At 73.1% G+C, this 18,850-nt stretch carries 17 protein-coding genes; 7 read left to right on the top strand and 10 right to left on the bottom strand.

What is annotated here, in order from left to right:
• Positions 1-111 precede the first annotated feature (111 nt).
• The 4 genes from JK361_RS05945 to JK361_RS05930 all read right to left on the bottom strand — a co-directional run bounded on the left by JK361_RS05945 (position 112) and on the right by JK361_RS05930 (position 3,458).
• Entirely contained in the window at positions 112-843 is a 732-nt protein-coding gene (locus JK361_RS05945) for a metallophosphoesterase family protein (protein ID WP_201814587.1), read from the bottom strand.
• The gene (locus JK361_RS05940) at positions 840-1,118 is read right to left on the bottom strand and encodes a BON domain-containing protein (RefSeq protein ID WP_201814586.1); all 279 of its coding nucleotides are present in this window, start codon (positions 1,116-1,118) and stop codon (positions 840-842) included. The genes JK361_RS05945 and JK361_RS05940 overlap by 4 nt, the downstream gene beginning before the upstream one ends.
• Entirely contained in the window at positions 1,115-1,804 is a 690-nt protein-coding gene (locus tag JK361_RS05935) for a hypothetical protein (RefSeq protein ID WP_201814585.1), read from the bottom strand. Before JK361_RS05935 ends, JK361_RS05940 begins: the two co-directional genes overlap by 4 nt.
• A gap of 103 nt (positions 1,805-1,907) precedes the next feature.
• Positions 1,908-3,458, bottom strand: a complete 1,551-nt coding sequence (locus tag JK361_RS05930) for an APC family permease (protein WP_201814584.1) — start codon at positions 3,456-3,458, stop codon at positions 1,908-1,910.
• A 297-nt stretch (positions 3,459-3,755) separates the two neighbouring features.
• Between JK361_RS05930 and JK361_RS05925 the strand changes: the two genes are divergently transcribed.
• The 3 genes from JK361_RS05925 (at position 3,756) to JK361_RS05915 (ending at position 7,287) form a co-directional block, all read left to right on the top strand.
• Entirely contained in the window at positions 3,756-4,901 is a 1,146-nt protein-coding gene (locus tag JK361_RS05925) for a PP2C family protein-serine/threonine phosphatase (protein WP_201814583.1), read from the top strand.
• Positions 4,902-5,338: 437 nt separating this feature from the next.
• Positions 5,339-6,097, top strand: a complete 759-nt coding sequence (locus JK361_RS05920) for an NPP1 family protein (RefSeq protein ID WP_201814582.1) — start codon at positions 5,339-5,341, stop codon at positions 6,095-6,097.
• A gap of 38 nt (positions 6,098-6,135) precedes the next feature.
• Complete coding sequence (locus JK361_RS05915) at positions 6,136-7,287, top strand: glycerophosphodiester phosphodiesterase family protein (RefSeq protein ID WP_201814581.1); 1,152 nt, start codon at positions 6,136-6,138, stop codon at positions 7,285-7,287.
• A 68-nt stretch (positions 7,288-7,355) separates the two neighbouring features.
• Here JK361_RS05915 and JK361_RS05910 read toward each other — a convergent pair whose 3' ends face one another.
• The 3 genes from JK361_RS05910 to JK361_RS05900 form a co-directional block, all read right to left on the bottom strand.
• Positions 7,356-7,493, bottom strand: a complete 138-nt coding sequence (locus tag JK361_RS05910) for a hypothetical protein (RefSeq protein WP_201815050.1) — start codon at positions 7,491-7,493, stop codon at positions 7,356-7,358.
• Positions 7,494-7,746: 253 nt separating this feature from the next.
• Positions 7,747-8,562 (bottom strand): SAM-dependent methyltransferase, encoded by an 816-nt coding sequence (locus tag JK361_RS05905; RefSeq protein WP_201814580.1) that lies wholly within the window; start codon positions 8,560-8,562, stop codon positions 7,747-7,749.
• Positions 8,563-8,654: 92 nt separating this feature from the next.
• Positions 8,655-9,530 carry a Sco1979 family transcriptional regulator gene (locus JK361_RS05900; protein ID WP_201814579.1) on the bottom strand — a complete coding sequence of 292 codons (876 nt, stop codon included), beginning with the start codon at positions 9,528-9,530 and terminating at the stop codon, positions 8,655-8,657.
• A gap of 1,093 nt (positions 9,531-10,623) precedes the next feature.
• Between JK361_RS05900 and JK361_RS05895 the strand changes: the two genes are divergently transcribed.
• Positions 10,624-11,277: a GNAT family N-acetyltransferase gene (locus JK361_RS05895; RefSeq protein WP_201814578.1), complete on the top strand. Its 654-nt coding sequence runs from the start codon at positions 10,624-10,626 to the stop codon at positions 11,275-11,277.
• Between the two features lie 235 nt (positions 11,278-11,512).
• Here JK361_RS05895 and JK361_RS05890 read toward each other — a convergent pair whose 3' ends face one another.
• Positions 11,513-11,971: a flavodoxin family protein gene (locus tag JK361_RS05890; protein ID WP_201814577.1), complete on the bottom strand. Its 459-nt coding sequence runs from the start codon at positions 11,969-11,971 to the stop codon at positions 11,513-11,515.
• A gap of 109 nt (positions 11,972-12,080) precedes the next feature.
• On the opposite strand from JK361_RS05890, the gene JK361_RS05885 reads away from it, so the two are divergent.
• On the top strand, positions 12,081-12,722 hold the full coding sequence (locus JK361_RS05885) for a class I SAM-dependent methyltransferase (RefSeq protein ID WP_201814576.1): 642 nt from the start codon (positions 12,081-12,083) through the stop codon (positions 12,720-12,722).
• A gap of 101 nt (positions 12,723-12,823) precedes the next feature.
• Positions 12,824-13,537, top strand: a complete 714-nt coding sequence (locus JK361_RS05880; protein ID WP_201814575.1) for a lipoprotein — start codon at positions 12,824-12,826, stop codon at positions 13,535-13,537.
• Between the two features lie 21 nt (positions 13,538-13,558).
• Here the strand turns inward: JK361_RS05880 and JK361_RS05875 are convergent, their stop codons facing one another.
• Positions 13,559-14,191 (bottom strand): GNAT family N-acetyltransferase, encoded by a 633-nt coding sequence (locus JK361_RS05875; RefSeq protein WP_201814574.1) that lies wholly within the window; start codon positions 14,189-14,191, stop codon positions 13,559-13,561.
• 183 nt (positions 14,192-14,374) lie between these two features.
• Positions 14,375-16,543 carry a DUF1996 domain-containing protein gene (locus JK361_RS05870; RefSeq protein ID WP_201814997.1) on the bottom strand — a complete coding sequence of 723 codons (2,169 nt, stop codon included), beginning with the start codon at positions 16,541-16,543 and terminating at the stop codon, positions 14,375-14,377.
• 362 nt (positions 16,544-16,905) lie between these two features.
• On the opposite strand from JK361_RS05870, the gene JK361_RS05865 reads away from it, so the two are divergent.
• Complete coding sequence (locus JK361_RS05865; RefSeq protein ID WP_236052507.1) at positions 16,906-18,618, top strand: C40 family peptidase; 1,713 nt, start codon at positions 16,906-16,908, stop codon at positions 18,616-18,618.
• Positions 18,619-18,850 lie beyond the last annotated feature (232 nt).

Raw genomic sequence — 18,850 nt, 5'->3', positions numbered from 1 at the left:
CACTCATGCCGAGCGGGCACCTGGGTACAGCGGCCTGACGCACCCCGCCCGGCGCCACCCACGCGGGCCAGGCAGAGCCCTGGGCACGACAGCCCCACGCCCCGACCGGCGTCAGCCGGGTCGGCCGGGCAGGTGGTACACGTGGAAGGCCTGTCCGATCACCGGCTGGGCGACATTGCGCACGCGCACGCCCCCGCTGGTCATGCCGTGCTCGGTGCCCGCGTGGGCGTGCCCGTGCACCGCGAGGTCGGCGCCGCCGGTGTCGATCGCCTCGGCGAGCAGGTAGCTGCCGAGGAACGGATAGATCTCCGGCGGCTCCCCGGCCAGGGTGTCCGGGACGGGCGAGAAGTGGGTCAGTGCGATCCGTACGTCGCAATCCCGCTCCCCAAGGCTCTCCAGGGCGCCGTGCAGCGCGTCGGCGCACCGACGGGTGTAGCGGACGAACTCCTTCATGAGCGGCTCGCCGAACTCCCCGGCGCAGCGGCCGACGAACCCGCCGCCGAAGCCCTTGGTGCCGGCGACCCCGATCCGGGTGCCGTCTGCGGTGACGACGGCGGCCTGCCCCTCGAGGACGTGCGCCCCCGCGTCCCGGAGGATCGCGGCGACCTCCTCGGGACGCTCGTCATGGTGGTCGTGGTTGCCGAGCACGGCGACGACCGGCACCCCGAGATCCTTGATCTCCCGGGCGACGACCGCGGCCTCCTCCGGCGTTCCGTGCCGGGTCAGGTCACCGGCCAGCAGCAGGACGTCGGCGCACCGCGGCAGGGTCTCGAAGGAGGGGCGGAGCGTGCCCTGGCTCTCGGGGCCCATGTGGATGTCCCCGACGGCCGCGACGCGGATCATGTCAGGTCCTCTCCGTGGTCGGGCGAGGAGGTCCCGGCGATGAGCAGGTCGCTGTGGACCGGGTGCCCCGCCAGTTCCTCCCGCGCCATGCGCAGGATGTCGTCCCGGCACCGGGTGGACGGCACGGTGCCGGTGAGCAGGACGGCGTCGCCGCGCAGTTCGAGCCGCACACCGAGTTCTCCGAGGTCTCCGGAGGCGAGGTGGTCGGCGAGGTGGGCGACGAGGTAGTCCAGGTTGCCTGCCGTCGGCGGGGGCGGTGGGCTGGTGTCGGTCATGGTTGGTCCTCCTGGGCGTCGATCACGTTCAGCCGTTCGAGGAGGAAGAGGAAGGCGGCGGGCATGGGCTGGTCGCCGCAGGCCGCGCGGACCACGTCCCAGTCGACCTTCTCGCGGACGGCGCGGACCACCGGCAGGACCGACCCGAAATCGCAGTAGTGCTCGGAGAAGGCACTGATCAGGCTGTGGATCAGGTCGGTCGGGCACAGCACGGGCATGAGCACCGAGTCGACCGGCAGGACATGGGCCCGGTCCAGCATGTCCCGGGTCACGGGCTGGTGTGCCAGCGCGAAGATGATGTCGACGTTCTGCCCGTGGCAGGTGGTCTTCAGCAGCCAGTCCTCCGGCGGGACCCGGACGTCGAGGCCGGCCTTGCGCAGGGTGCCGGCCACCGCGTCGGCGTCGTCGGGCAGGATGGCGAAGTCGGCGTCGTGCTGGAGGTAGCGGCTGCCGCCGTGGGCGTAGACCGCCACGCTCCCGGCCAGCGCGAAGGGGTGGCCGGCGCGTTTGAGGATGGCGCCGATCTGCTTGGTGGCCTCCAGGATCGCCTGGCTGCGGTCCTGTGGCAGTGCCGTCGGCTCGTGCATGGGTGTGCACGCCTGACGGCCCGGCCCGTCCGGGGCGAGGTGGAGTCCGGTGACCTCCGGTCGCCGGAGGGGCGAGGTTTCCTCCCCGTTCTGCGTCATGGCCTCTCCATTCGGCACCCTGCGGCCCCGGGCGGCCGGAGTGGCCCCGGGGGCAGTACGGGTACCCGGCGCGCTGCCACCGACACAGCGCGCGCGGGGAGGTTCACTCCTCCACGACGAGTGCCGGCGTCCCGGCGGTGAGGACCTGGCCGCGGAAGAAGGCCGGGCTGCGGCGCCGCATCACCAGCATGATCGCCAGGCCGAGGAGCAGCAGGCCGACCCCGATGACGAAGACCGAGCCCACGCCGAGGACGGCGGAGCCGCTGCCGTAGGCCGGGTTCCACATGTCGTAGAGCGTCTTGCCGAACACGGCGGTGAGCAGCAGGCCGCCGAGCACCGGGAAGAGGCCCTTGAAGAGGGCGTCACGGGCGGAGCGTGTGAGGTCGCGGCGGAAGAACCAGGCGCAGGCGAACGCGGTGAGCGCGTAGTAGAAGCAGATCATCAGGCCGAGGGCGTAGATGGTGTCGACCAGGACGTGCTCGCTGAGCAGTGACATGACCGCGTAGAAGACACCGGTGCCGACCCCGGCGGTGACGGTGGCCCGGCCGGGGGTGCGGAAGCGCTCGTGGACGCGGGCGTAGGAGGCGGGCAGCGCCTGGTACGTCGACATGGCGAGGACCGTGCGGGCGACCGGGATGAACGTGGTCTGAAGGCTGGCGGCGGCCGAGGCGAGGACGGCGGCGAAGAGCAGGATGCCGAGGGCGTGGCCCATGACCGGGCCGGCCAGGGCGGCGAAGACGTTGTCGGAGGTCGCCGGGTTGGCCAGGCCCAGTCCCCTGGTGCCGGAACCGACGGCCATCTGCGCGGCGACGGCGGTCGTGAGGTAGGAGCCGACCAGGACGACCATGGCGATCAGGGCGGCGCGGCCGGGCGTCTTCTCGCTGCCGACGGTCTCCTCGTTGGCGGTCAGGCAGGTGTCCCAGCCCCAGTACATGAAGATCGACAGGGACAGGCCGGCGCTGAACGAGGCGAAGGACTTCACCGCGAACGGGTTCAGCCAGGACCAGGAGAAGTCGGCGTGGCCGGGGAAGGCGCCGGTGCGGGCCTGGTGCAGGGCCAGGGCGACGAACAGGGCGAGCACCACGAGCTGGAGTCCGACCAGCGCGTACTGCACGCCCTTCGTCGTGGTCATGCCGCGATAGCTGATGGCCGTGGCGGCAGCGATCAGAGCCAGGCAGGTGAGGATGTGGACGGCCTTGTCGCCGTCGAGGTCCGCGACCGTGCCGCTGCCGGTGATCTCACCCGCCAGCAGCCAGAAGTAGGAGGTGGCGACTCCGGCGAGGTTGGACAGCACGATCACGGTGGCGATGACCAGGCCCCAGCCGCACATCCAGCCGACGTGCGGCCCGAACGCCTTGACGGTCCAGGTGAACGAGGTGCCGCAGTCGGGCACCGCCTTGTTCAGCTCCCGGTAGGCGAAGGCGACCAGCAGCATCGGCAGGAAGCCGGCGAGGAACACGGCCGGCATGTGCAGGCCGACCTCGCCCGCGGTGGAGCCGAGCGTGGAGGTGAGGCAGTAGACCGGGGCCACGGTCGAGACGCCGATGACCGCGCTGCCCAGCAGGCCGATGGAATTGCCGCCGAGGCCCTTGCCCCGCACTCCGTCGCCGGATGCCGCGTCGGTGGCGTCCGGCCTCATCGCCGTCTGTGTCATGACACAAGACGCTAAATGCTGCGAATTCGGTTGAGGATGACTCAGACCATCCCGCAAGGACCTTAATTTCACAGGCCATACAGTCGATACAGCAAGCATTCTAATGGAGAATGGCGCGCTTTCATCCATCAAACGAAGGTGGCACGATCACTGTCCGATATTCGGGAATCGAAGAGCCGTCCGGAATGCCCGATTCCAATTCTTCCGTGTGACGTACGCCGCTTCGGCGGCCCCGCTTCCACGGCCCGCTTCCGTGGCAAGTGGCCGCCCCCTCCGCCCGGGCGCACGCTGGTAGGCATGGAGTCCGGGATCTGGCGCGCGGGCCTGCGGCCGCCATGGCAGTCGGTCCACGCGCTGCTGCTGTTCCCCGTCACGCTCATCGTGGTGATCACGGTGGTGGACCTGCGCACCCCCAACGACATCCACCTCGGGCCGGCCCTCGTGATCGCACCCGCCCTCACCCCCTCCATCGCCGGTCCACGCTCCACGGCCTGCATCGGCGCCCTGGCGGTCGGCGCGCAGATCTTCATCGGCGTCCACCACGGCGGGATCGGCACCACGAACCACATCGTGCAGATCATCACGCTCTCGGTACTCGTGGTGCTCACCATCATCTACAGCGCGCTGCGCGAGCGCCGGCAGGCACAGCTGGCGCAGGTCCGCAACGTCGCCGAGGCCGCGCAGCACGTCCTGATGTGGCCGCTGCCCGAGCAGATCGGCACGCTGCGGATCGCCTCGCTGTACCTGGCGGCGGAGGACGAGGCGCAGATCGGCGGGGACCTGTACGCCACGGCCCTCAGCGACGGCGCCGTACGCGTCCTGATCGGTGACGTCCGCGGCAAGGGCCTGCCCGCCATCGGCGAGGCGGCGTTGCTCCTCGGCGCCTTCCGGGAGAGCGCGCACCGGCACATCCCGCTGGCCGAGCTGGCCGCCACGCTGGACCAGAGCATCACCCGCTACGCGGCCGAGCTGGAGTCCCCGGAGGAGGAGGGGGAGCGGTTCGCCACCGCGCTGCTGGTGGAGATCCCGGACCGGGACCCCGTCACCCGGATGACCAGCTGCGGCCATCCGCCGCCGCTGCTGCTGAGCCCCGGCCACGTCGTCACGGTGCCGAGCCTGCACCCGTCGCCGCCGCTCGGGGTGTACAGCGGTGCCGACCACACCCTGGACGTGTTCTCCTTCGAGCCGGGTGACACGCTGCTGCTCTACACCGACGGGGTCGTGGAGGCCCGGGACGAGCGCGGCCGGTTCTATCCGCTCGACGACCGGGTCGCGCGGTGGACCGACGACAGCCCCGAGGCGCTGGTGCACCACCTGCGGCGTGATCTGCTCGCCCACGCCGGCGGCCGGCTCGGCGACGACGCCGCGCTCATCGCCCTGCACCGCACCCCGGCCGAGCGCCGCCGCCACCACGTCCGCGGCGACACGCTCCGGCACGGGTGAGCCATACCGGGTTGAGCCATACCGCCGGGTGAGCCATCCCGGGGTGAGCCATACCGCCGGATGCGCCGCCCCGGTGGGTGCGCCCCCTGGCACGAGGTGACACCTCAGCACGCGTGAGACCCCGGTACGCGTGAGAGCCCGGCCCGCGTGAGACCCCGGCCCGCGTGAGACCCCGTACGCCTGGGACACCAGCGCGTGTGGCCCCCGGCGCTGGTGCGACTCCGGCGCTGGTGATACCCCGGCACAGCCGAGCACCGGCCGCACCACCGTCACGGGGGGACGGCACGGCCTCCGGAGATCAGCACCACGGCCTCACACACCTCGACCGTATCCACGCCGGTGTTCAACCGGCTTTGCGGCAATGTTCAGTTCGGAGGGTGGCCCGCCCTGCCGGGGCGTTGCGAGAATCTGCGGCGCCTCGACAACAGGGAGCCCCCGTGCGTCACTTGACCTCCGCGCTCGCCGCCGCCCTCGGCGCGCTCGCGCTCGTCCTCACCGCGCCCGGCACCGCCGGTGCGAGCGTCCTGCGGCTGCTGCCGCAGAACGCCGACGGCCTGGAGCAGACCTTCTCCCCCGCCTACGACTACGACGGCGACGGCTGCTACGCCACGGCCGCCATCGGCAGCGACGGCACGATCAACCCGGGCCTGCGGCTGGGCGGCGACGTCAACGGCCACTGCCACGACTACGCCCAGCTCGCGAACGCCAACACCTACTCGCGCGAGAAGTGCAACAACGGCTGGTGCGCGGTGATGTACGCCAGCTACTTCGAGAAGGACCAGGCGACCCTGGGGCCCGCGGCCATCGGGCACACCCACGACTGGGAGCACGTCGTGGTGTGGGTCAAGGACGACACGGTCCAGTACGTCTCGGTGTCCCAGCACTCCGGCTACCAGGTGGCGAGCCGGTCCGCGGTGCGCTTCGACGGCACCCACCCGAAGATCGTGTACCACAAGGACGGCGTCTCCACGCACTGCTTCCGCTTCGCGAACACGAACGACGAGCCGCCGGAGAACGCCACCGGCGGCTGGTTCTACCCGCGCCTGGTGGGCTGGAACGGCTATCCCGCGGGCTACCGCGACAAGCTGCTGAGCGCCGACTTCGGGGCGGCCACCATCAAGATCAAGGACGCGGACTTCTCGTACGCGCTGGCGCGCTCCATGCCGTCGGGCATCCCCTTCGACCCCGCTGCCTGACGACGGGCGCACGCGCCCCCGACCCGAGTGAGGTACCGATGGCCGTACGACACCCGGCCGCACGACAGCTGCCCGGCCGCCCGGCGGTACGGCGTCTGCTCGCCGGCCTGTCCCTGCTCCCGGCGCTGCTGTCCCCGGCGGCCGCGCACGCGACGCCGGGCGGGCACCCGACGCCAGGCGCGATGCCAGGCGGGCACGCGACGCCGGGCGGGCACGCCCAGGCCCGCTTCGATCTCCAGGCGCACCGCGGCGGCCTCGGTATGACGACCGAGGAGTCGCTGGAGGGCTTCGGCAAGGCGATGCGGCTCGGGGTGTCCACACTGGAGCTGGACACCCAGATCACCAAGGACCTGAAGGTGGTCGTCAACCACGACCGGCAGATCAGCGGCGTCAAGTGCCGGGACACCGGACCGGTGACGCCCGGCGACCCGATGTACCCGTACGTCGGCAAGTACATCAAGGACCTGACGCTCAGCCAGGTCGAGTCACTGGACTGCGGCTACCGTCAGCTGCCCGGCTTCCCGGAGCAGGAGGTCGTCAAGGGCTTCCGGATGGTGGAGCTGAAGGACGTGCTGAACCTGGTCAGGCGCTACCGCGCGTGGGGCGTGAGGCTGAACGTCGAGACCAAGGTGGAGGCCGGTGCGCCCGAACAGACCGCGCCGCGAGAGGTGTTCGTCCGCCGGGTGTACGAGGAGATCCACCGCTCGGGCATCGAGCGGCAGGTCACCATCCAGTCGTTCGACTGGGGCGCGCTGCGGGTGATGCACCGGCTGGCGCCCGAGTGGCCGCTGGTGGCGCTGACGAACTACGACTTCCTGGAGGTCGGCCGGCCCGGCGCGTCCCCGTGGCTGGGCGGGATCGACGCGGACGACTACGGCGGGGACTTCGTCCGGGCGGCCGCGACCCTGCCCGGCGTCACGACCCTCTCCCCCAACTACGGTTTCCCGCGGACCGGCAAGGTCGGCGACCCCGGCTTCCGGTTCTACTCCGACGCGGCGATGGTCGCGGAGGCGCACGCCCGGGGACTGAAGGTGGTGCCCTGGACCTGTGACGACCCGGCGACCGTCGAGGCGCTGATGAACCAGGGCGTCGACGGGATCATCACCGACTACCCAGACCGGGTGCGCCGGGTCATGGCCGACCGCAGCATGCCGCTGCCGCGGTCCTACCACCCGCACGGTCACGGCTGACCGGCGCGGCGAGCGCGAGCCCCGCCCCGAATGGGGCGGGGCGGGACCCACACCCGGTGTCCCCCAGGTCAGCCGGCCGGCTTCGGGTCGGTGATCTTCAGGGTCTTCGGGCCGGACTGGACGTCGGTCCGGCCGACCTGCGCGTGCGGCCCGTCACCCCGGGCGAGCGTGACCCGGCGAGGGGTCCTGCGGCTACGGACGGACATGTCTCACGTTCCCCCCGGACTCCTCGCGGCCGGTCTGATCACGGCCGCCGACGGACCGTAAGACCGCATTTCCCGCGGCCTGGTTCCGCTTCCTTCCGCATTCTTTCCGGGGGAATCGGCGGCACATGAGGCACGCGAAAGGTTGTGCCGAGTTCCGGACAAGTTGCCGCTGCCTTCCGGTCGTTCCGGTTCCGGCAGAGGCGGAGGCGGGGCCGAGGTCCGGGAGGTGGTTCGGACCTCGGCCCCGGGTCTGTCACGGCTTGCGGGCGACCGCGCCGTACATGGCGATGTCCTCGTCCCGGATGCCCTGCTCGCCGTTGCCGTCGGGGTGCCACTTGTGCACCTGGACGATGCCGGGCCCGACCAGCTCCAGGCCCGTGAAGAACTGCTGGGCCTCGTCCAGCGTGCGCAGCCGCATCGGCATGTTGCGGGCCGCGTACTCCCGGGCGACCCGGCCCACCTCGTCGGGGGCGAACTCTGCGGTGCCGATGGACATCGCGAGGTAGCTGCCGGAGGGCAGCGGCTCCAGCAGCCGGCGCACGACGCCGACCGCGTCGTCCGCGTCCAGCATGAAGTGCACGATCGCGATGACGGTGAGGGCGACGGGCCTGTTCAGGTCCAGCGTCTCGCGCAGCTCGGGGGCGTCCAGGATGGCCGCCGGGTCACGGAAGTCGGCCTCCAGGTACGCCGTCCGGCCCTCGGGGGCGCTGGCCAGCAGCCCCTGGGACAGGGTGAGCACGATCGGGTCGTTGTCGACGTAGACGACCCGCGACTCCGGCGCCACGGCCTGCGCGATCTCGTGCAGGTTGGGCGAGGTCGGGATGCCGGTGCCGATGTCCAGGAACTGGCGCATGCCCGCCTCCTGGGCGAGCCAGCGCACGGCGCGGTTCATCCAGTCGCGGTTGGCACGCATGTGGACCGGGAGCGCGGGCCACTCCCGGGCCATGGCGTCGCCCGCCTCCCGGTCGGCGGGGTAGTAGTCCTTGCCGCCGAGTATGTAGTCGTAGATGCGGGCGGAGTGGGCGTTCTCGGTGTCGATGCGATCGGCCGGCCATCCGTTGTCGGGCAACGCCGTGTCTCCCATTCGAGTCGGGGGTCGGGGCTCGCGTCGGCGAGCGCGGAGCGGGGCGCGGGTGCGGGCGGCGAGTGCGGGTCGACGGGTCACCACTCCTTGCGCAGCGCGGCCAGCAGGGACTCGGTCTTCCTGCCGGACGCGGCCTGGGCGCTCAGCCGGTCCAGGGCCTCCCGGTAGACGACGACCTCGTCGGCCTTGTCGAGGTAGACCGCCCCGACGAGACCGTTCAGGTAGGCGATGTCGGGCAGTTCGCGGGCCCGGAACCGGAAGAGGTGGTAGGCGCCGGCCCACAGGGCGGGATGCGGCCCGTTGGCGAACGGCATGAGCTGCACGGTGACGTGGGGCAGCCGGCCGACCTCGATGAGGTGGTCGATCTGTGCGCGCATCACCTCGGGGCCGCCGACCGGCCGGCGCAGCACCGTCTCGTCCATCACCACCCACAGGCGTGGTGGCGCCTGCCTGGCCAGCAGTTCCCGGCGGCGCATGCGCAGGGCGACGCGGCGTTCGGCGGCCTCCGCGGGCACGTGCGGGTGGGCCGCGGTGAGCAGGGCGCGGGCGTAGTCCTCGGTCTGCAACAGGCCGTGCACGAACTGGTTCTCGTACGCGCGGATCTGCACGGCCGCCTGTTCCAGACTGAGATAGGCGGCGAACCAGTCGGGCATGACGTCGCGGTACGCGTGCCACCAGCCACGCTTGTTGGCCTCGCGCACGGACTGGAGGAAGGTGTCGATCTCCTCCTGGTCGGTGACGCCGTAGACCTGTAGGAGTTTCTCGGCGTCCGCGAGCCGCAGCCGCGCCACCTTGGCGGCTTCCATGCGCCGGATCGTGGAGTGGCTGACGCCGATGGCCGTGCCCGCCTCGGCATAGCTGAGGCCGGCCTGGGTGCGCAGTTCCTCCAGCTGTCTGCCGAGGATCATGCGCAGCACGGAAGGGGCACCGCCCCAGTCGGTCTCCGCGGTCACGCCCACCCCCTCGTCAGGTCCCGGGATCACCCTCGCACGCGATCGGTTTCCCCGCCCATTCGATCACGTTCTGGCGGATGCAGCATGCACTTGGCCAATTGAAAATTTCAACTTGCTGGTTGCGGTGTCAGGTTGGCTGGTGCCAAAGTGGACCTACTGCTCCAGCCGATCCACGGAGCGGGCGGCGTGGCCGACTTGGGGAGACCGGCCGCCACCACCGTCTCCGGGCAGGCGGTGGGACGTCTGCTGCCCGAGCGGCCGGCCGGAGACCCGCAACCCCCTCGCGAGGCCGGACGAAAGGCGCACGGCGATGGCTCCGTCCTCCCTCCCCCGACCGCCCCACCGACCGCTCCCCCCGGCGGGCGACGAGCACAGACCGGCGCATCTCGCTTGGCGGCGCGGGGAGTTGCTCCTGGTGGCGGTGGCGCCGCGGTACCGGGCGGCGGACGCCGTGGCACGTCCCGGCCGAATACCGGACGGCGGGCGGTCACCGCACCGGCTGCCGGCCCCGGACCGGGTCCCCGGACCACCCGGAGGCGAGCGTCCTGGTCGACTCCCTGGGCCCCACGGCCCCGGCCGGCTCGCCTCCGGGGCCCCACTCCCCGGCTCCGCCGACCGTCCCCGTCCCCGCGGGCACGCGGCCGCCGGCACCGCTCCGGGCGGCAGAGGCGGTTTCCCCACCGTCCGCTGACCGTCCGCCGGCGGCCACACCGGCACGGGCGGGGCCTCGTCCGCATCGGCGCGCGAGGCCCCGGCCGGCCCTGTGCCCTCCCCCATCACCGCCCCCGGACCATCCCCCACTCGTCCGAAGGACAGCCATGCACCCCACCACGCACCCCGTCCCCGCTCCGGCCGCCGACCCGTCCTGGACCCGCACCCGTCCCAAGCCCGGCTCGCAGGAGCAGGCCGGCTGAGCCGCGCCCCGAGGGGGCCGTCCGCCCCGGCCGGCGACAGGCCGCGCCCCCCTTACGGCATCCGGCCCGCGACCCGCTAGATTCACCGCGGGTGCGGGCCGTCCGCACCCGTCGGCCGGACGGTTCCGGTGACACGGGCCCCGTGTCCGCCGTGCGCGCCGTACCGCCGAGGGGTCCCCATGGTCTGGTCGCTGATCCGCCGCCGGACCGCGTCCGGGCTCCCCCGGCCGGGGCGGTGCGGTCCCGGCCGGCACGTGCTGGCCACCGAGCGGCTGCTGCTGTTCACGCCGCGGACCCGCCTGGACGTGGCGGCGGGGCTCGCGGCGAGCGCTGACACCGAGGCGCAGCGCTGGCTCGGAACCCAGGCGGACGAGGTGCTGCCCGACCCGGACACCCGCCGGGCCCTGCTGGCCTGGCGGCCCGCAGGCGACGACGGCCGCCGGATCCCCCGTGTGCTGGCCGAGCCGTACACGCCCGGCCCGGACGATCCGCTCTTCCTCGTCTGCGTGCGCCGGTCCGACCTCAGCTACGCCGGCGGTCTCGAACTCCACCATGTGACGGGCGAGATGGGCGGCTGGCTGGCGCCGGACTGCCGGGGCCGGGGCCTGGGCGCGGAGCTGTTCCGCGCGGGGGTGGAGCTGGCCCATACCCATGCCGGGCTGGTCACGGTGCGGGCCGGGGCCGAGCCGGGGAACACCGCGAGCCGGCGGGCGCTGGCCCGCGCGGGCTTCGCCCCCGACCGGGGCCCGGCCCGGCACACCCTGCCCGACGGCCGCGTCGTCGACGCCGTCTGGCACCGGCACGACAGCACGGCGGCCCGCCGCTGCCACTGACCGCGCACGGACGAGCCGCACCACGGACGCCGGCCCCGCGCGAGCGGCCAGGTCGCGGACGGCCCCACACGCGAGCGGCCAGGTCGCGGACGGCCTTACACGGGTACGGCCGTCCCGCGGAAGGCCGCCCAGGCACCGACCACACCACGGCGACGGGACCTGACGCCACGCGGAACGGGCCGGCCGCCGGACGAGGCGATCGGCCACTCCGGGGGCCGCGCGGGGGGCGGGCCGCTCAGGCGTCGGGCATCAGGCCCGCCGCGACGGTGGCGCCCAGTTCCCAGCACGCCTGTGTGTCGGCCTTGCCGGGCTCACCGGTGACGGTCACCGGTTCGGCCGTCCGGCGCCAGTCGAGGCCGGTGGTGACGGTCTCGATGGCGCGGACCGCGCCGGTGACGTCGTTGCCGCCGTGGACGTAGAAGCCGAAGGGGCGGCCCCGGGTCTCGTCGAGGCAGGGGTAGTAGATCTGGTCGAAGAAGTGTTTGAGGGCGCCGGACATGTAGCCGAGGTTGGCGGGTGTGCCGAGCAGGTACCCGTCGGCTTCGAGCACGTCGGAGGCGGTGGCGGACAGGGCCGCCCGCCGTACGACGCGGACGCCCTCGATCTCCGGGGTGGTGGCGCCCGACACGACGGCTTCGAACAGCGCCTGGCAGTTGGGCGAGGGCGTGTGATGGACGATCAGCAGGGTAGGCACATGCGGCACCCTGCCGTGCGTCCGCCGCCGCTTGCAAACGGCGGGCTGCCGCGGGTGTCGTGAGGGGCCGCCGAGGGGCGGGCCCCAGGGGAGGACGGGAGGAGCTGTCGTGGCCGAGGAGGACCGCCGGGCACCGGCCGCCGTGGTGTTCGACGCGCTCGGGCCGGCCTACGAGCGGGCGTTCGCCGGCTCCGCGCCGCACCGGGCGTCGCTCGGCCGGCTGCTGGAGCTGCTGGCGCCGGGCAGCCGGGTGCTGGACGTGGGCAGCGGCACGGGACGGCCGACCGCACAGACCCTCGCCGAGGCCGGCCACCGGGTACTGGGCGTCGACGTCTCCCCCGTCATGGTCGACCTGGCCGCCCGGCAGGTGCCCGGGGCCGAGTTCCGGCTCGCCGACATCCGTGAGACGCCGCTGGCGGAGGCTTCGTTCGACGCTGTGTGCGGCTACTTCTCGCTGCTGCAGATGACGCGCGCCGAACAGACGGCCGTGGTGGCGCGGCTGGCCCGGGCGGTGCGGCCCGGCGGCCTGGTCGCGCTGGCCACCGTTCCGTTGGACGTGGAGGAGGTCGAGGCGGTCTTCATGGGGCAGCCGGTCCGGGTGACCAGCTTCACCGCGGAGGCGTTCACCCGCCTGGTGACCGAGGCGGGCCTGACGGTGCTGTCCGAGGAGCAGGCGGTGTTCACCCCGGCCCATCCCGAGGCCGTGCCCGAGCCGCACCTGTTCCTGCTGGCACGGCGCGAGACGGAATGAGCCGGGGCCGGTGGGCCCGGGACGTACGGCCGGAAAATCGCGCCCGGCGCTGAAGGTGCCCTCGGTTACAGTTGCGGCTCTGAACCGAGAGGGAGACAGCAGTGCAGGTCAGGGTGGGGACGGTCGGGGGCCGGATGTTCGTCGCGGCGGCACTTGCGGCGGTGCTCGCCGGGTGCGCGGGATCGGCGGACGACGACGGGAAGAAGTCCGCGGACGTGTCGGCGAGCGCCAAGGACACGACGGCCGACGGTGCGGCGGCCAAGGGCACGGCGGCGGCCCGCGGCGGCACGATCGGACCGGCCGGTTCCGCCTGTGAGCTGCCCGTCAGGTTCGACATCGCGCGGCACTGGAAGGCGAAGTCGATCGACGCCGGGAAGGAGCTGTCCGAATCCTCGAAGGGCGAGGACGGCGACCTGAGCGGGGCGCTCGCCGAGGCGCTCCTCCGCCAGGGGCCGGTCACCACGGCCTGCGAGGTCGACGCCAAGCCCGCCGGCAACATCGGCTTCCTGCGCGTGTGGACCGGCAAGCCCGGCGACGCGGACGCGGGCAGCGTGCTGCGCGGGTTCGTGGCCGCGGAGGACAACGTCAGCAAGCCGCGGTACCGCTCCTTCAAGACCGGTGGCGGCCTCGCCGCGGTGGAGGTGGAGTACCTCTACACGAGCAAGATCCTGGAGGAGACGAAGAAGGAGAGCGCCTTCGCCGTCAGCACGCCCGACGGCCCGGTCGTCCTGCACCTCGGCGGCATGGACACCGAGGAGCACGAGGAGATGCGGCCCGCCTACGACCTCGCCAAGCAGACCCTCGCACTCTCCTGAGGCCGGCCGCCCGCGCCCCGCTCAGTCCCGGCTCGTGGCCCGGCCCAGATAGGTGAGCGGGCCGGCGTCCGCGACCGGGATCTCGTGGAAGCCGACCCGGTCGTAGAACGCGCGGGCGGCGGTGTTGGCGGTGACCATGCCCAGGTGGACCGCCGGGACGCCCAGTCCGCTCAGGGCGTCCAGGAAGGTGTGCAGCAAGCGGCGGCCGTGCCCTCGCCCCTGCCAGCGTGGCAGCAGGTCGATGTGCAGGTGGGCGGGGTAGCCGGCGAGTTCGGGTACGAGCATCCGCTCCGGGTGGTGCAGGAGGCGGATCATCTCCTCGGTAGGCGTGCGCGGTTGTCCGGCGGGCTCCGGGTACCGGCCGGCCAGCCGGGGGATCCAGGTCCGCCGGAAGTCCTCGACGAAGCGCTCGGTGTCCGCGGTGCCGAGGATGTATCCCACGGCCCGGCCGGTGCCGTCGTCCAGGACGAAGGCGAGGTCCGGGGCGAAGTGGCTGTACGGCTCGGCGAAGATCGACGGCATGAGGCGCTCGTCGGGGTAGATCGCCCGGGAGTCGCCGCCGGCGTGCGCGGTGCGGACGCAGACGTCGGCGACGGCATCGCGGTCGGCGGGACGGTAGGGCCGGATCACGGGGGCCTGTTCCAGAAACGGCATGCCCCTATCCTCGATCGCTTGGGAGCGCTCCCACAAGGTGGAGGGTGCGGAAACGTGGTACGGCGGCCACCCCTGGGGTGGGTGGCCGCCGTACTCGTACGGTCCAGGACGGCCCAGGGGACGGTCCAAGGCGGTCCAGGGCGGTCCCGGCGCCGGGCGCCGGGCCGCCGTCACGTGTGCCGGTCAGTAGCGCATGCGCCTGGCCCGCAGCAGCATGAACAGGCCCGACAGGGCGAGCAGCGTGCCGATGGCGGCGGGCCACAGCTGGGCCCCGGTCTCCGCCAGACCGCCCTGGGTCGCCTGCGCCTGGGTCTCCGCCCCCGCCTGGGCGGCGGGACCACCGGTGTCTCCGGCGCCGCCCTCGGCCGCTGCGGACGCCGATCCGGCCGGGGCGGACGGAGCCGACGTGGGTGCGGTCCCGGCCGACTTGACCGGCACCGGCCTGTCGGACGACTCGCGCTTGTCGGCCGAGTGGTGCTTGGTGGTCCGGCCCTGGGAGGTCGTCGCGTCGGTCCTCGGCGCCTCGGCGGGGCGGTAGGCCGTCGGCGCCGGGGCGGAGGTGACGTTCCCACCGGGTTCACCGGTTTCCTCGGTGGCGCCCGTGCCGGAGCCGGTGTGGTCTCCGGTGCCACTGCCGTCACCGGTGCCGGTACTGGTACCAGTGCCGGCGTCGTCGCCGTTGCCGGTACCCGTGCCGCCGTTGTCGCCGTTGCCGGTGCCGGTGTCATCGCCGTTGCCGGTGCCGTCACCACCGTTGGTGCCGGCGTCGCCCCCGTTGCCACCGGCATCGCCGGTGTTGCCGCCGCTCACGTCACCGGTGTTGCCGCCACTGCCGTCACCGGTGCCGGTGTTGCCGCCACTGCCGTCACCGTTGCCGCCACTGCCGTCACCGTTGCCACCGCCGCCGGCGGCGTCCGGCCCGCACGTGCGGCCGGAGTTGATGCAGTCGACCATCTCGCGCATCAGGTCCTCGTCGAAGACGTTGATGAAGTCGCCGTGGTCGGTGACGGGCTTGTGCAGCTGCTCGGGGAAGGAGTCGACCGCGAACAGCGGGACGGTACGGCCCCCGTCCGCGACGCTCGGCGCGGGCACGTCGTAGACGATGCGCTGCACCAGCTGCGGAATGGGCTGGAAACCGGCCGGGCAGGAGCCGTCCTGGGCGGCGAAGGCCACATGGGTGCGGTGGTTGGCGCTGTCGATGTTGCGGCCGTCCCAGCAGCTCTGGAACCGGAAGGTGCGCACGACGTCGCTGCCCTGCGGGCACAGCGGGTACTTGTCCTTCAGCTGCCGGTCCTCGAAACCGGTGCAGCTCCAGGACGCGTTGGCGTTGCCGGGACCGTTGACGAACGCCTTGGCGTCGCCGGTGATGATGCGCAGCAGGCGCGGCATGGCGGTGACCTGGCCGCGCGGGTTGCCGACGAAGGTCAGGGTCACCTCTTTGGGCGTGACGATCTGGCCCGCGTTGCCTTCCGTGCCGCCGCCCGGGGCTCCCGCGTCGCGTTCCTGCGTGCCGTTCTGGAGACGGAGCACCGGCCAGTAGTACGTCGACTTGTCGCCCTGGTCCACGCAGCTCGTGTCGGCGTTCGCCAGGTCCTCGTCGCTGGCGAAGGCGGTGTTGCTCTGGTTGCCGACGTAGTCGTGGAAGTGGTGGGCGCCGTTGGAGACACCGGGGGCGACGATGACGTTGTCGGAGTTGAACAGGCCGTTCGCGTTGACACCGCAGTCGGAGGTGAAGGTGCCGCGCGAGGCGTCGGCCTGCGGGGGCGGCGCCTGCGCGTCGGGCTGTACGCCGGTGATGTCGACGTAGTCGGAGACGACGGGCCCGTTGCCGCCCTGGCCCGCGCCGCCCTGCCCTTGGCCCTGGCCCTGGCCGTTCTGCCCCTGGCCCTGGCCGTCACCCGGCTGGGTGCCGTCGCTGGGGGCGGCCGTGGGCTGGGCGCTGTCGCCGGGGCGCAACGTGCAGGGGGCCAGGTCGTCCAGGCCCTGCGGCCGCTCCCCCGCCCGGTCGATGGCGTCGCCGATCCGCCCGAGCGACGCCGACCGCTTCTCCTCCAGCGGGTTCATGATCGTGTCGTCCGCGGAGTCGCCGTCCCGGCCACCGTCGCGGCTCCACTGCTGGAGCTGTCGGTACGACTCCGCGGTCTGCTGGTCGAGCAGGGCGAGTTCGCGGTCGACATCCGAACGCGCCGCGTCCGGCACGGCGGTCAGCCGGCTGCCGACGTCGGGGCAGTCGATGGTCGGCATGCCGGTGGACAGCACGTGTGCCGCGGAATCCGTGCCGGATCCGTCGCCCCAGCCCTCGGAGGCCGAGGCGTAGACGTTCGCCGCGACGAGCCCGGCTCCGCCCAGCATCAGGGCGACCGCTGCGAGGGTCGCGCGTCGTGCGCCGGTCGGGCGTCTGCGCCTGTTGCGTACCAAGGTCGTCCCCTGTGTGTGAGCGCCGGTCGGACATGGAGTTCCCCGGCGTCATACGGAGGGCGTCGCCACTGTGTTCAACGGAATCACGAATTCACCGGGAGATCACAGGAAACCATGGCCATCACCCCTTCCCTGTCGAACGTCACTGCGAACATCACGAATACGTATCGGACATTTCACACCTCAACCTTCACACGAGGCACACACGTTGGCTAGGTTGTCGCGAGGCCGCCGCCCGGCACTGCCCCGGTGAGCCGTCCGACTGCCCTGCGGGGCAAGGAAGGAGCACGTCTTCCATGGCGCCGGAGAGCCGCGACGAGGTTCGGCAGCGGATCGACTCCCTGTACAACCAGGCGGAGAACGACACCGGTAACTTCAACGCGACCCGGGCCATGGCCCTGCGGTCGCGCTCACGGGGTGTTCCGCTGGCCAAGAGGCCCGGCCGGCGCGGTGATCCGGCACTCGACGAGATCGCCCGGCAGTGGTTCGACACGGCGCGCGGCGCGCTCGGCCCGACCGTGCCCGCCGTGCTGCCCGCCGACCGACTGCCGGCGCCGATGCCCGAGCGGAGGCCCGAGCTGCCGGCCGCCCCGGCCCCTTCGCCGGACCGGAACGGGGGTGGAGCGCTTGGGGGCGGCGAGCGGGCGGCCCTGGGGCCGGGGCCGTCCGATCCGGCGCCCCAGGCCCTGGAGCGGGGCCCCCGCGGCGCGTTGGCCGAACTGCCGGCCGGGGGCGCGGTGGCCGAACTGCCGGCCGGGGGCGCCGTGGCGGCGCTGCCGGCCGGGGGCGGCGCGGTGCCCGAACTGCCGACCGGGGGCGCGATGGGTGCGCTGCCGAGCGGAGGCGCGATGGGTGTGCTGCCGAGCGGAGGCGCGATGGGTGTGCTGCCGAGCGGAGGCACCGCGGCCGAACTGCCGACGGGGCTCACCGTGGACCGACTGCCCGAGGTGCCGCCAGCCGCCGTCGGCTTCTCTCGACTCACCTACTCCCCGGCGGAGTTGATCGGTGCTCCGGCGGCGGTGCCGACGGGTCCGGGCGTTCCGCAACCGACGTCCCCCGGCGGCGCGATGGGCCTGCCGGGCCTCGGGGAGCCGGGAGCGGTGGCCGGCGTCCCCTCGGAGACGGCCCTCCTCCCGGCGCCCGCGTCATCGCCCGCCCAGGGCCACCGGATGCAGGTGCCGAGGCCGCTGCCCGGTGCCGCGGGGGCCGGCGGCTTCTCCCCCGCCGTCGCCAAGACGGCCGGCCGGCACAAACTCGCCACCGCCGGTGAACTCCTCACCCGCCACACCACCCAACACGCCCTGCCGGCGCAGGCGGTCGGGATGCCGCCGGCCCCGGCACCGGTCACCGAGCTGCCGCCCACCCCCCTCGAAGCGCCGACCGGCACAGGCACCTTCGCGTACACGGCACCCCCCGCACCCATCGTCGACATGCCGACCGACACAGGCACCTTCGCGTACACGGCACCCCCCGCACCCGTCGGCACTTTCGGGTACGCGGCACCCCCTGCGTCCGTCGTCGACACCGGTTCCCTCGCGTATCCCGCCGCTGCCGACGCCGGCCTCACCCCGCCTCCGGCCACCGGCCTCACCAGCACCCCGCCTCCGGCGACCGCCCTCGCCGGCGCTCCGGTACCGGAGTCGCCTCGTACGCTGCGCGTCTCCAAGGCGATCGCGTTCGCCCGGGCGCAGATCGGGAAGCCGTGCGTGTGGGGGGCGACGGGGCCGGATTCGTACGACTGCTCCAGCCTCACCCAGGCCGCGTGGCGGGCCGCCGGTGTCGTGCTGCCGCGCGCCGCACACGAGCAGGCCCTGGCCGGCACCCCGGTGACGACGGCCGGGATCGAACCCGGTGATCTGATCCTCTTCTTCGACGACGACCGGCACGTGGGCCTCTATGTCGGCGGCGGCATGATGGTGCACGCGCCGGGGCCGGGATCGACCATCCGCGAGGAGTCGATCTACGGTGCCGGGGAGGCGGCCATTCGCCGGATCGTCCGGCCGGCCTGACCGGGATCGGCCGCGGCGCCGGCGGGCACGCCGGCTCTCGCGGTGGTCGAGCAGGATCGTCGCACCAGACGGCTGCCCACGAGGCCGCTGCCGCCCGTCACCGCGACGCTCGCCCCGGCCGCGTCCGTCCCCGCCCGCCCGCGCTTGGACCCGGCTGCCCCGGCCGGACCCGGCTGCTGGGGCTGCTGGCCGTACGGGCCCGGCTCACCCCTCGCCGCCGGCCCGTGCCCGG

The sequence above is a fragment of the Streptomyces musisoli genome, assembly GCF_016741855.1.
GTDB lineage: Bacteria > Actinomycetota > Actinomycetes > Streptomycetales > Streptomycetaceae > Streptomyces > Streptomyces musisoli.
The sequence above is the reverse complement of the archived record's forward strand: the minus strand, read 5'-3'. Positions and strand labels throughout refer to the sequence as shown.

What these genes read in the sequence shown, in the direction of transcription:
- JK361_RS05910 (WP_201815050.1), bottom strand. Translation starts at nt 7,493, where the DNA reads ATGTCCGTCCGTAGCCGCAGGACCCCTCGCCGGGTCACGCTCGCCCGG.
- JK361_RS05930 (WP_201814584.1), bottom strand. Translation starts at nt 3,458, where the DNA reads ATGACACAGACGGCGATGAGGCCGGACGCCACCGACGCGGCATCCGGC.
- JK361_RS05940 (WP_201814586.1), bottom strand. Translation starts at nt 1,118, where the DNA reads ATGACCGACACCAGCCCACCGCCCCCGCCGACGGCAGGCAACCTGGAC.
- JK361_RS05915 (WP_201814581.1), top strand. Translation starts at nt 6,136, where the DNA reads ATGGCCGTACGACACCCGGCCGCACGACAGCTGCCCGGCCGCCCGGCG.
- JK361_RS05870 (WP_201814997.1), bottom strand. Translation starts at nt 16,543, where the DNA reads ATGCTGGGCGGAGCCGGGCTCGTCGCGGCGAACGTCTACGCCTCGGCC.
- JK361_RS05925 (WP_201814583.1), top strand. Translation starts at nt 3,756, where the DNA reads ATGGAGTCCGGGATCTGGCGCGCGGGCCTGCGGCCGCCATGGCAGTCG.
- JK361_RS05935 (WP_201814585.1), bottom strand. Translation starts at nt 1,804, where the DNA reads ATGACGCAGAACGGGGAGGAAACCTCGCCCCTCCGGCGACCGGAGGTC.
- JK361_RS05895 (WP_201814578.1), top strand. Translation starts at nt 10,624, where the DNA reads ATGGTCTGGTCGCTGATCCGCCGCCGGACCGCGTCCGGGCTCCCCCGG.
- JK361_RS05945 (WP_201814587.1), bottom strand. Translation starts at nt 843, where the DNA reads ATGATCCGCGTCGCGGCCGTCGGGGACATCCACATGGGCCCCGAGAGC.
- JK361_RS05875 (WP_201814574.1), bottom strand. Translation starts at nt 14,191, where the DNA reads ATGCCGTTTCTGGAACAGGCCCCCGTGATCCGGCCCTACCGTCCCGCC.
- JK361_RS05865 (WP_236052507.1), top strand. Translation starts at nt 16,906, where the DNA reads ATGGCGCCGGAGAGCCGCGACGAGGTTCGGCAGCGGATCGACTCCCTG.